This is a genomic window from Nonomuraea sp. NPDC050786, from assembly GCF_040654115.1.
Classification (GTDB): Bacteria; Actinomycetota; Actinomycetes; order Streptosporangiales; family Streptosporangiaceae; genus Nonomuraea.
In genome coordinates, this window is the sequence record NZ_JBFAHJ010000002.1 from 656,497 (window position 1) to 666,320 (window position 9,824).

Annotated in this window: 16 protein-coding genes; 2 read left to right on the forward strand and 14 right to left on the reverse strand. The window is 69.2% G+C overall.

Annotation, left to right across the window (positions count from 1 at the left end):
- Nucleotides 1-327 precede the first annotated feature (327 nt).
- On the forward strand, nt 328-1,401 hold the full coding sequence (locus AB0H84_RS07465; RefSeq protein ID WP_357599558.1) for a hypothetical protein: 1,074 nt from the start codon (nt 328-330) through the stop codon (nt 1,399-1,401).
- On the opposite strand, the gene AB0H84_RS07470 is transcribed toward AB0H84_RS07465, so the two are convergent.
- The 5 genes from AB0H84_RS07470 to AB0H84_RS07490 form a co-directional block, all read right to left on the reverse strand.
- Nucleotides 1,367-1,930: a hypothetical protein gene (locus AB0H84_RS07470; RefSeq protein ID WP_357599561.1), complete on the reverse strand. Its 564-nt coding sequence runs from the start codon at nt 1,928-1,930 to the stop codon at nt 1,367-1,369. The two genes, AB0H84_RS07465 and AB0H84_RS07470, sit on opposite strands and share 35 nt — an antisense overlap.
- Before the next feature lie 166 nt (nt 1,931-2,096).
- Nucleotides 2,097-2,567 carry a single-stranded DNA-binding protein gene (locus AB0H84_RS07475; RefSeq protein ID WP_357599564.1) on the reverse strand — a complete coding sequence of 157 codons (471 nt, stop codon included), beginning with the start codon at nt 2,565-2,567 and terminating at the stop codon, nt 2,097-2,099.
- Nucleotides 2,568-2,615: 48 nt separating this feature from the next.
- Nucleotides 2,616-2,891: a hypothetical protein gene (locus tag AB0H84_RS07480; protein ID WP_357599567.1), complete on the reverse strand. Its 276-nt coding sequence runs from the start codon at nt 2,889-2,891 to the stop codon at nt 2,616-2,618.
- 16 nt (nt 2,892-2,907) lie between these two features.
- Nucleotides 2,908-3,270, reverse strand: a complete 363-nt coding sequence (locus tag AB0H84_RS07485; protein ID WP_357599570.1) for a MazG-like family protein — start codon at nt 3,268-3,270, stop codon at nt 2,908-2,910.
- A gap of 45 nt (nt 3,271-3,315) precedes the next feature.
- Nucleotides 3,316-3,468: a hypothetical protein gene (locus AB0H84_RS07490; RefSeq protein WP_357599572.1), complete on the reverse strand. Its 153-nt coding sequence runs from the start codon at nt 3,466-3,468 to the stop codon at nt 3,316-3,318.
- A 109-nt stretch (nt 3,469-3,577) separates the two neighbouring features.
- Here AB0H84_RS07490 and AB0H84_RS07495 point away from each other — a divergent pair, with 109 nt between their 5' ends.
- Nucleotides 3,578-3,844, forward strand: coding sequence for a hypothetical protein (locus AB0H84_RS07495; protein WP_357599575.1), 267 nt, complete (start codon nt 3,578-3,580; stop codon nt 3,842-3,844).
- An 18-nt stretch (nt 3,845-3,862) separates the two neighbouring features.
- Here AB0H84_RS07495 and AB0H84_RS07500 read toward each other — a convergent pair whose 3' ends face one another.
- The 9 genes from AB0H84_RS07500 to AB0H84_RS07540 form a co-directional block, all read right to left on the reverse strand.
- On the reverse strand, nt 3,863-4,174 hold the full coding sequence (locus AB0H84_RS07500) for a hypothetical protein (protein ID WP_357599578.1): 312 nt from the start codon (nt 4,172-4,174) through the stop codon (nt 3,863-3,865).
- Between the two features lie 187 nt (nt 4,175-4,361).
- Nucleotides 4,362-6,638, reverse strand: a complete 2,277-nt coding sequence (locus AB0H84_RS07505) for a hypothetical protein (RefSeq protein ID WP_357599581.1) — start codon at nt 6,636-6,638, stop codon at nt 4,362-4,364.
- 114 nt (nt 6,639-6,752) lie between these two features.
- Nucleotides 6,753-7,766 (reverse strand): hypothetical protein, encoded by a 1,014-nt coding sequence (locus tag AB0H84_RS07510; RefSeq protein ID WP_357599584.1) that lies wholly within the window; start codon nt 7,764-7,766, stop codon nt 6,753-6,755.
- Nucleotides 7,767-7,832: 66 nt separating this feature from the next.
- Nucleotides 7,833-8,222, reverse strand: a complete 390-nt coding sequence (locus AB0H84_RS07515; RefSeq protein WP_357599587.1) for an RRQRL motif-containing zinc-binding protein — start codon at nt 8,220-8,222, stop codon at nt 7,833-7,835.
- 117 nt (nt 8,223-8,339) lie between these two features.
- Nucleotides 8,340-8,669 carry a WhiB family transcriptional regulator gene (locus AB0H84_RS07520; RefSeq protein ID WP_357599590.1) on the reverse strand — a complete coding sequence of 110 codons (330 nt, stop codon included), beginning with the start codon at nt 8,667-8,669 and terminating at the stop codon, nt 8,340-8,342.
- A gap of 81 nt (nt 8,670-8,750) precedes the next feature.
- Nucleotides 8,751-8,927: a hypothetical protein gene (locus AB0H84_RS07525; RefSeq protein WP_357599593.1), complete on the reverse strand. Its 177-nt coding sequence runs from the start codon at nt 8,925-8,927 to the stop codon at nt 8,751-8,753.
- 97 nt (nt 8,928-9,024) lie between these two features.
- The gene (locus tag AB0H84_RS07530) at nt 9,025-9,150 is read right to left on the reverse strand and encodes a hypothetical protein (protein WP_357599596.1); all 126 of its coding nucleotides are present in this window, start codon (nt 9,148-9,150) and stop codon (nt 9,025-9,027) included.
- Complete coding sequence (locus AB0H84_RS07535; protein WP_357599598.1) at nt 9,147-9,326, reverse strand: hypothetical protein; 180 nt, start codon at nt 9,324-9,326, stop codon at nt 9,147-9,149. The genes AB0H84_RS07530 and AB0H84_RS07535 overlap by 4 nt, the downstream gene beginning before the upstream one ends.
- Nucleotides 9,327-9,364: 38 nt before the next feature.
- Nucleotides 9,365-9,568, reverse strand: a complete 204-nt coding sequence (locus AB0H84_RS07540) for a hypothetical protein (protein WP_357599601.1) — start codon at nt 9,566-9,568, stop codon at nt 9,365-9,367.
- Between the last annotated feature and the right edge of the window lie 256 nt (nt 9,569-9,824).

The following is a 9,824-nucleotide window of genomic DNA, read 5'->3' on the forward strand; positions in this document are numbered from 1 at the left end:
GCCGGGAGTCATGCACCATCCGAGGGCGTTGGCCCAGGTGGGCTCATAGATGGCCCAGCCGCCGGGTTTGGCCCCTCCGGTGTGGACGGCGCATTGGTGACCACACCGCGCGCACGGCTTTTCCAGGACGTGACACTCGGTGAGGTCCAAGCACCGCATCACTGTCTCCTGGACGATCAGAGGGGGATCGGCTTGGACCCGCTGGGTTCGAGCATGGGGCTTCTCCTGTAATCGGAGGGCTACTTGACGGGCGGGCGGGTGGCGGTCACCGTCGAAAGAGATCGAGCTGTTTCCCTTCTTCGGCGAGGGTGGAGGGGCCAGAGCGCGATGGATGCCATCCAGGCCAGCGAACGTTCCGAAAGCGGTGATCCCGACCGGTCTCCACTGGCCAATCGGCTGCTGGTGCAGATTCCGGCGAACCGTGCTGAGGAGTTCTGGTACCTCGGCGCTGACTACGGCGCCGGTATCGTGGTCAGCGGCGGGCAAGCGCTGAGCGCCGTCTCGCTCCACAAAGAGGAGCTTGCGCAGCGACCGGTCATGGTCGATCGCCGCCGCTACGCCGGGGCGAAGCGTCCCTCAGGCACGACGTTGTTCACCCAGTCCTGGATTCAGACGCAGCGGCAGATGAGGCTGCCGGTGGTGCTGACCGACTCCGGCTATGTGGGCCGGGCGGATCGTTCCGCGCTGGTGGCCATTCTGGAACAGACGGTGCGTGCTGGCACCGAGGTGACTGCTGTGCTGCCGTTAAGTGCCTCCTGGCTGGCCGACGATGAGGTCAAGCATCTGATCGGCGAGATCAACCAGCATCGGGTGCCGGTCGCGCTGGTCTTGGAGCACACCGCTGACCCGCTCGCCACCCAGTGGGCGGTGCGCGGATTGAAACACCTGCTGGAGCAGGCACGCCCGGCGGTGAGCTTGCTGTGTACGGACCTGTCCGGGATCGGCGCGCTCGCTCACGGTGCCGCCTGGGTCGCGGTCGGTGTTACTTCCTCGCTGCGGCACCTGTACCCCGCCGACCGTCCAGGGCCTCCCTACGGGACACTGCCCACCAAGTACGCGATCGTGCCCCGGCTGTTGAGCTTCATGAGAGTCGAACGCATCCTGGAAGGCTGGGCGCACACCCAGCAGCATGACGACTTGGTCGAAGATCTGTGGCGGTGCGCCTGTGCCGAGTGCGGGAATCGCACTATGGACCGGTTCGCTACCTGTGCCGACGTCAGCCTGGCCGCGCACAACGCGAGCGTCTTGGACGACTTACAGCAGCAGGTCACCTCTCCGGCCTCGTGGGCAAGCGCGATCGATGGCGCGCTGGGCTGGTACCAGTGGATCGAGGATGAGTATCACCTCATTTGGGAGCCACCCCGGTTCATGAACGCATGGCTGCCCAGGTCCCAGCGCTGAGCGGCTTTCGGGACAGCACGGCGTCGTAGACGATTTCCTCTACAAGCCGGTGGACCCATGTCCGCTTGGTACTGACGTATGTGTCAGGCGACTGGATCACCTCATGGGGCTTTTCAACGGTCACCAGGCCAAACCCGTGATATATGGCCTCGGCACGCACCGCATCCTGGCGTGCGACCCTAGCGGGCAAGACCGCGACGCGGGCGCCGAAAGCGCCGAACTCCGCCAGGTTCGCCCGCGCGGACCGCCAGGAGGCTCGTGCAGCGACAGCGCCGCGAATACGTACTGGTGATGGTCGTTCCAGAAAGGCAGGATCGACGGCTACCCGACACCGCAGCAACAGGGCGTCGGCTGTGGGCGGCAATCCGGATTCCTGCCGTCTGGCGTGCTCGCGCTCGTCCAGCTCGCACAGCACCACGCGCGGCGTGCTGAGCGCCCGCGCCGTGACCACCTGGCAGCCCTGCCACCCCAGCGCGGCCAGGACGCCCGGCGCGAGGCTGCGCAAATCAGGAGCAGGTTGGGTCGTCATGGCGCACCACCCTGCCGACTCCTCCACGGTGACGCACCGGGCGTTGCCCAATCGTCATCTTGCATGCGTGATCCTCTGTCGAAAGATGGGATGGTGCGGTTCGCTGGCGTGCGGGGGTGCCAGCCTCGGCGCCGCGGTGGTGCGCGCCGAGGCTGTCAGGCTTGGCTTAGAACGGCGGTTCGTCGCTGTCCGCCCACTGGCTGGATGCGCCGGCGTTGGCGGTGCTGGCCCAGGGGTCGGCGGGCGCGCCATCGTGGCCGTTGTGCGCGCCGCGGGATGCCTTGTTGGGCTTGGCGGTGGCGAACCGCAGCGAGGGGCCGATCTCATCCACGGTCAGCTCCATGACCGTGCGCTTGTCGCCGTCGCTGGTCTCGTAGGTGCGCTGCCGCAACCTGCCGGTGGCGATGACGCGGGTGCCGCGGATGAGGGATTCGGTGACGTGTTCGCCGAGGTCGCGCCAGGCTGAGCAGCGCATGAACAGCGGCTCGCCGTCCTCCCACTGTTCGATGCTCTTGTTGTAGACGCGCGGGCTGGAGGCGATGGTGAAGCCAGCCACGGCGGCGCCGGTCTGGGTGTAGCGCAGTTCGGGGTCGGCGGTCAGGTTGCCGATGATGGTGATCGTGGTCTCACCGGACATGACAGGTCTTTCCCTTCAGAACATGGTGTGGTGCCTGGTGGCGGAGGGTTAGAGGCTGATGCGGTTGGTCCGGCCACACTTGGTGCAGTCGGCGAGGGTCTCGTGCTGGCGGGGCGACAGCGGGTCGGTGGTCTTCTGCTGGCAGTAGCCGCACACCCACTCGCCCAGGGAGCCGACCTTGCGCCAGGAGCTGGCGCAGTAGACGTCGTAGCCCTCCACGAAGCTCTTCCAGGACTTGCGGTGAGCGGGGACGGGCTTGTTCTTGCGTGGCTCGATCATGTCCGGGCCTTCCTCCTCGGGTTCTTCGGGCATGTGGTCGGTCATGGCGGGTCTGCCTCGCTTAGGCCGTGAGCTGGGCGTGCGGGGTGTGGTGGATGCGGGTGAGCAGGCGGGCGAAGCGCGCGGACAGGTGGGCGTTGATGAGCTGTTCGGCTTGCTCGGCGTCGCCGGCGACGCTGGCCAGGGCGACGGCGGCGGTGACGATGACGTCACACAGTTCGGAGGTGAGGTCATCGCGGGTGGCGGTGATGCCCTTGCGCGGGTTCTGGCCGGTCATGCCGATGTAGGCGGACACCACCTCGCCGAACTCCTCGCCGATCTTCATGATTCGCGTGGCGATCTCGTGGTCGGTGCGGGGGTTGTGGGCATCCAGCCAGGCGATCAGTACGGCGACGTGGTGAGCCAGGCTTGGTGTGGCGGTCATGACAGGTGTCTCCTCCGGCGTGGGTTGTGCTGTGGGTGTCGGGTGCTACTGCCAGACGTTCCAGCGGTCGCCGCACTCGCGGCACTGGTAGGTCTCGGCGATGACGTTCAGGTCGGGGTGGGCGTGGCGGTCGAGGAGTTCGCCGCCGGGGGTGCCGCAGCTTTCGCAGGTGGCGGGGTGGATGGTCCAGGGGTTCATGCGATGGGCCTCCTCTGTGGGTCGGTGGGGGCCGGGGCGTGTCGGGTGTGCGCATGCCTGGTGCGGTGAGACGGTGACGACCGGGGAGGCGGCGCGTACTGTCGCGGGTATGGCGGAGGAGAGCTACACCAGCGATGACCTGGCAGCGTGGGAGTGGTCCGTGAACGTGCTGCGCGGTGGTCCGCGGGACGACGCGAGCGACGCGCGGCAGGCTCGGGAGGCGACCGCGAATCTGTGCTCGGCGTGGGGCGGCTGGATGGACATGCCCGAGCCGATCGCCAACATCGTGCAGCGCGCGGTCGAGACCGGGTACGTGCAGGCGCTGGCCGATGTCCGGGACGGGCAGGTGTCCGGGCTCGGGATGCTGGAGGAGTGAGAGGCGCGCTCCCCGAGATCAGCGAGTGCTGTCGCGGTAGAGCCGGCGCAGGTAGTTGAAGAGGCGTCGGCCCAGGCGCAGGCGTAGCCCGGTGCCGTCGCAGTGGCGGCACCAGCGCTTGACGTGGCCGTTGGGCTTGAGGGTCTTGCCGTGTCCTTTGCAGCGGGGGCAGCGGGCGAAGGGGGTGGCGGCGCAAGCGGCGGCGTAGCCCAGCAGCCACAGCATGGGCAGGCCCGTGGCGATCAGCAAGCCGGGCAGTGTGGGTGGCGTCGGTATGGTGGCGGTCAGGGTCGCGGTGGTGGTGGTCGCGGTCGCGGCCAGGTGGGTCATGGAATGCCTCCCGGACCGGTTTTCGGGCGTGGAAAGGTGAGCCCGCTACCCGCGACCTGCGGATATTCGGGCTGGTCAGGCGGTATTTGGCGGGTCGCGGGGCGGGTCGCGCAGCCGCGACCGGTCGCGCGGGTTCCGCGACCCGGCGAACCCCCTCCGGGGCGGGTTCGCCGGGGCCGTGGCCGGGCTATCCGGCGCTGCTCTCCCGCCGTTTGATGGCGGCGGCGATGGCGGCCTTCTTGGCTCCCTTGAGCGCCTTGCCGTCCCGCTTGATGTCGACGCTCGGCACAGCGAGCGCGCGCAGCTGCGCGGAGATGGCATCGGCGGTCAGGTCGGCGTAGTGCTCGGGGATGCGCTCGGCCAGCCGGGACGCGAGGAACGTCCACGGCAGGCCGGTCTCGCTGCCCTCGAAAACCGTCAGCGCGTCGGCCAGCACGTCCCGCACGTCGCGGACCATGGTCTGACCAGCGGCGTAGCCAGTCAGCGTCCCCGCGCGCTCGCGCAACGTGCGGGCGGTGGTCAGGATCTTCTCGGCGTCTTCGGCATCGGCCAGGTAGGTGCGCACGGTCGGGGTATCGTCCGAGGCCCCGTACAGGTAGCCGACGCCCCGGTACTGCTTGCCGACCGGCAGCGAGGAGGCGTCGAACCCTTCGGCGTAGGCGTCCCCGCCGAGAATGGCCTCGGAGACCGGGCGGTTGCCGCACTTGAGCGCGAACCGTACGGCGTGGTTGTCGCGGTAGCGGCTGAACAGCCGCTGCACGTCACCGGCACCCACGCCGGACGGCTTCTGACTGCTGGAGATGATGATGACCCCGGCGGACGGGCCAACCGCCATGATGAAGCTGAGCAGGGAGGCGATCTCCTTGTTCTTCTCCTGGTCGTCCAGCTCGTAGTAGACCTGGAACTCCTCCATCACCAGCACCCACACGCGCAGGTTGGGGTACTTGCGCGACAGTTCCTCCGTCAGCTTGCCGTCCGGGCACTCCGAGACGGGCAGGGTGGACAGGAACTGGTTGACCTGCTGAATGTGGGCCTTGATCTCACGCAGGGCGTCCAGCAGCATCTCTACCGGGTCGCCGTCGCGGTTGGGCATGGTGCCGAAGATGATGCGGTGCGCCACCAGGGCGAACTTGCGCCAGTCCGGGCTGTCCTTGCCGTCCACCACGGTAAGCCTTACGTACGGGTCCATGGCCGCGTACAGGGCCAGCAGCCGGGCGGCGAACGTCTTGCCCTTGCGCGGCTGCGCGCCGACCAGGATCGAGATCCACAGCAGCAGCAGCGTGACCTTGCGGCCACGTTCGTCCAGCCCGAACGGTGCGGGCTGCCAGATGTTGCGCGGCTTGCCGTCCAGCAGCGGCGTCTTGCCGGCCGGGATCGCGAGCGGGTCGCGGTCGGCCACGAACAGCAGATGACGCCGGTTGGAGGTGTGGTCGCGGGTCAGGTAGACCTGCTGCACGGTGACGTCCAGGCCGGAGGCGATGGCGCCGCGCGCCTTGACCGCATCCTCGAACGTCTTGCCGTACGGCAAGTCCACCACCACCTCGCTGCCGGTCCCCGCGGCGTCACGCGACATCCGGGAGCCGAACTTGACCTGCTGATTCGGCTTGTCGGGGTGCCCCAGCCCGGCGGCATAGTAGGCGCGCAGCACGACATCGCTGTTGAGCAGCCGGTAGCGGCGGGCCACGACGGCGGTCGGGATGATCTGCCGTCCAACCGGGCGACCGTAGCGGGCCAGCACCGGCACCAGCATCGCGGCGATACCGGCCCACCAGAGCGGCGCCAAGTCGGCGCCCACGGCCACGAGGATGGCGACGATCAGGGCGATGACTTGGAAGAACAGGGCCAGGCCGCGCCAGCGGCGGGTGGCCTTGCCCTCCTTGTGCAGCTTGAGCCACATCGCCGGGTCGTTGTCGCTGGCGGCTTGCTGCAACAGCGTGTATTGCTCGTTGACCCACCACCAGCGCAGTTGACGGCCGGCCAGTCGGAGCAGGCCGACAGGCGCCCACCACAGCGCTTGAGCGGCATACCAGGGGGCGCGCACGGCGTGGAAGCCGGCCACGTACGCCACCTGACCTGCCGTCCTACGGGCGGTGGCGGTCAGGTTGTGCCGCCGCAGGCTGGTCGGGATGATCGGGCGGCGCTTGTCGCCCTCCGGTGATTCCAGCAGGGCGGGTTCCGGCAGGTCCACCGGCGGCGCTTCGGCGTCGGCGTCGTCGTCCGGCGGCTCGTCTAGTTCGACCTCGTAGGAGGTGTCATAGGCGGCCGGTCGCGGGTCGAGACCCGTGGCGGCGGGGGCCGGGCTGGTCGGGTCGGGGTCGTCGTCCGGGCGCTGCGCGGGCGCGGTCGGGTGGCGGCCGGCGCGGGCGGCGTCCAGGTGGACGATGTCCGCGCCCGCTCCTTCCCCGCTGGGGTCGGCGGGCGGCGGGTCGGGCTGGTTGGCGGGGTTGAACGGGTCATAGGTCATGATGAGATCACCTCGTGTGCGTTGCAGCGGGCGGGGTGGCAGGGTGCGACCGGACTCTTGGCGGATGAGGTCGCACCCTGCGCATGTGCGCGGTGAAGGTAGGCCGGCGGGTCATCACGCGGCCTCCTCGGCGAGGGCGTCACGGACGGCGCGGGCGTCGTCCATGCCGCACCGCAGCGCGCGCTGAATCTTGTAGGCGCTCGGGGCGGCGGGCAGGGTGCCGGCGGCGATGAGCAGTTGCGCGCGTTCGATCAGCGGGGCCACCTCGGCGGCGGTTCGCCTTACCCGATCACCGGCGTTGGCGCTGTACGTAAGGCCGGTAAGCCCTCCGCCGGATCCGGTGTGGTCCAGTTGGGAGAAGGCGGCCAGGATGATCGGCAGGGCGGTGACGACGGCCACGGCCACGATCGGCCCCAGCACGTGCAGCACCAGCCGCGACAGCGGGAAGTCGGTACCGTCCGGCAGAGCCCACGGCAGGTACGGCCAGGCGTTCATGCCGAGCGTCAGCCCGAGGAACAGGTACTCGATCCGGATCAGCTTGCGATCGTTGAGCGGCTGTCCGCGGGTGCCGAGGTAGGCGCGGGCGCCGACGACGACCAGCAGAGCGATCGACATGAACGGCTCGACCAGCCACGCGAAGATCCAGCCAGGCGACCACGCTTCGGCGCCTTCGGCGGCGAAGTGCTGCACGCCAGCGGTGGACCAGGCCAGCGCCAGCGTCAGGGCCAGCATCGCGGCGCCGACCAGCAGGCGCCGCATCCGGGCGGCCTGCCAGGCGCGCATGGCAGGGTCCTGTCCCAGCAAGTGCAGCCGGGCGGCCTCGTGGGCCTTCTTGCGGCGCTGGCGCACCCTTGGGGTGTCCAGCAGCATCGGCGTGTCGTCGTCCTGGAGCGCTGCCAGGGCGCGGGCCTCGGCAACCTCGGCGCGCAACCGCCGCACACGCTTGGTCTCGCCCAGCCCCACCGCCTCCTGCGCGGTGTCGCCCTCGGTGTCGTCGTCGGTGGTGTCGAGGGTGGCGGGCGGCGGGTGCGGCGGCGTCGGCTCCAACAGGTGCTGTTCGATCTCGGCCAGGACGCGGGAAATGTCGTCGTCCCCTCCCGGCGCGGGGGTCGGAATGGCGGTGGTCATAGCTTGTCTCCAAACGATGATGGTGGGCAGGGCGGATCAGGGGATGGCCGCCCAAACGGGGGTTGATCAGGCTGCGTCGGCTACCTTCGTGGCGCAGTCGAGGCAGGTTCCGAGGTGGCGCGGCAGCACGTAGCCGACATCGCGCTCGCACACCGGGCACGTGCGGCGGGCGGCGTTAGCCTTGGCCAGCGCGGCACGCTGAGCGGCGGTCGGGGCGCGCTTCGGGAGGGCGAAACGCACGTCGTACAGGTAGGCGGCGCGCACTCCGCCGCGGGCGCGGTAGCGGCGCGAGCGCCACAGCACTTGCGCCTGCACGCCCTGCCCGCCGGGCCGCAATCCCGCGGTGGTGAGCTGGCGCAAGGTGAGCAGGTGGGAGGGAGCCATCCGCCACGGGTAGGTAGGGATGCCGTATCGGTCGCCGGCCGGATCCCAGAAGGCAGCGCGGATGCGGGACATCAGCGCCGCCACCACAACGAGCCGAGCGCGATGGCCGCCGCGAACGCCAGCCACGGCCACAGCAGGAGAAGAACGGTGTTCACCATGGGAACCTCCTGATCTGTTCGCCTCCTTGAGTCAGGAAGCGATGGTCACGGCGTGGGTGCGGGTGTCGAGGGCGATCTCGCGAGCGGTGCGACCGGCCCAGACACCGAACGTCGGGCGCATCGTGGCGGCGTACTGGCCGCACCAGGCGCGGGCCGGGCAGGCGGCGCAGACCTCACGCGCCACGTCCTCACGGGCGGCGCGCTGCTCAACGGACTCGATAACGTCGCGCGGGCCGGTGTGCAGCTCGGGGTCGTAGGCGCACTCGACAGGCGGCAGCACCTCCGGTGAGGTGCCCCATGCCGCGGCCAGCCGGTCAGGCGGCAGCAGCGCGGGATGGGCGGGGTGTCGGCGATGAACCATGAGGGTGGCACTCCTTCGAGAAGAGAGAAGGGGCGGCTGATGTCGCGGTGGATCAGGCCGCCCCTCGGACGGTGCGGGGTTTCACTTGCTCGCGGCGCGCAGGAACTCCGCCATCTGCTGCGCGCCCGTCATGGCCGCCGAAATGGCCGCCTTGAGTGCCACGGCGGCGCCCTGCGGGTCGGTGAAGATGTAGAAGACGATGACGATGAGGATCAGCGTCGGCAGGAAGCGGCCAACGCTCTTGACGGGCTGCATCACGGCGGGGACTCCCTTGGGGTAGGTGACCGGCCGTACGCCGGGGAGCTGATGCTCCGGGCACCCGCCCGACCATCGGGCCGGGCGGGCACCCGCAACGTCAGCGGTACTTCGCGACGATCTTGGCCTCGCGGGCGAGGTATGCGGCCTTGTCCATGAACGGGTCGTTGTCGGCATGCTCATTGAGGACGTCGAGCGGCTGGCGGGCGTGGTTCTCGCGGTTCACAGCGCCCGACACTCTCGGGCGTGCTTATCGGCGAGCGAGAGATAGGTGTTGTGGGTCCTGCCGCATCCGCCGCATTCGTAGCTTCCCCAGGGGTCGTCCCTGCGGTCGCCGTACGGGTCCCGTTTCCAGGTGAGGGTGTTGCCGCCAGCGGTCTTGTACTTGATCTCGTCCTTCACGGGGGTTTCCTCTCAGGTGAGTCGTTGAAGGGTGGGGGCTAGTTGTTGGAGGTCTTGACCACGTAAGGGACGTAGACCTCGTGGCCACGACTGCACGACCCGTCGAACGGGCCGAGCTCGTTGTCGCCCGCCAACGTCCCGTCCGCGCCGCACCCTGCGGCCGGACACTTGAACTGGGCCAGCCATCCGTGACCGTTCGGGTTCGGGCCGATCTTGTAGTTGATGTGTCCGGCGTACCTCATGCCGCTCGTTCCTTTCGCTGGATGGAGCTGGCTGCTCCGGCTCCCCGTCCAGCCCCAGGGGAAGCGGCTGGACGGGGAGCCGCAACGACAGCGGTCATCAGCGGGCGTGACACGTCCTGGCGTGGCTGTTGGCCTCGCTCTTGTCCCCCTGGCCCCTCTCTCGGCAGCCGAAGCAGAGCCAAAAGCCCGGCTGCTCATCGGGGGGGGGGGGGGTTCACACTCGAAGCAAGGCTGAGCAACAGCTGTCCGGGCTTCA

Bases quoted from the DNA above. Each gene is read 5' to 3' on its own strand.
- AB0H84_RS07510 (WP_357599584.1), bottom strand. From the start codon at position 7,766: ATGACCACCGCCATTCCGACCCCCGCGCCGGGAGGGGACGACGACATT.
- AB0H84_RS07540 (WP_357599601.1), bottom strand. From the start codon at position 9,568: ATGAGGTACGCCGGACACATCAACTACAAGATCGGCCCGAACCCGAAC.
- AB0H84_RS07465 (WP_357599558.1), top strand. From the start codon at position 328: ATGGATGCCATCCAGGCCAGCGAACGTTCCGAAAGCGGTGATCCCGAC.
- AB0H84_RS07495 (WP_357599575.1), top strand. From the start codon at position 3,578: ATGGCGGAGGAGAGCTACACCAGCGATGACCTGGCAGCGTGGGAGTGG.
- AB0H84_RS07490 (WP_357599572.1), bottom strand. From the start codon at position 3,468: ATGAACCCCTGGACCATCCACCCCGCCACCTGCGAAAGCTGCGGCACC.
- AB0H84_RS07515 (WP_357599587.1), bottom strand. From the start codon at position 8,222: ATGTCCCGCATCCGCGCTGCCTTCTGGGATCCGGCCGGCGACCGATAC.
- AB0H84_RS07485 (WP_357599570.1), bottom strand. From the start codon at position 3,270: ATGACCGCCACACCAAGCCTGGCTCACCACGTCGCCGTACTGATCGCC.
- AB0H84_RS07470 (WP_357599561.1), bottom strand. From the start codon at position 1,930: ATGACGACCCAACCTGCTCCTGATTTGCGCAGCCTCGCGCCGGGCGTC.
- AB0H84_RS07505 (WP_357599581.1), bottom strand. From the start codon at position 6,638: ATGACCTATGACCCGTTCAACCCCGCCAACCAGCCCGACCCGCCGCCC.
- AB0H84_RS07480 (WP_357599567.1), bottom strand. From the start codon at position 2,891: ATGACCGACCACATGCCCGAAGAACCCGAGGAGGAAGGCCCGGACATG.
- AB0H84_RS07500 (WP_357599578.1), bottom strand. From the start codon at position 4,174: ATGACCCACCTGGCCGCGACCGCGACCACCACCACCGCGACCCTGACC.
- AB0H84_RS07520 (WP_357599590.1), bottom strand. From the start codon at position 8,669: ATGGTTCATCGCCGACACCCCGCCCATCCCGCGCTGCTGCCGCCTGAC.
- AB0H84_RS07475 (WP_357599564.1), bottom strand. From the start codon at position 2,567: ATGTCCGGTGAGACCACGATCACCATCATCGGCAACCTGACCGCCGAC.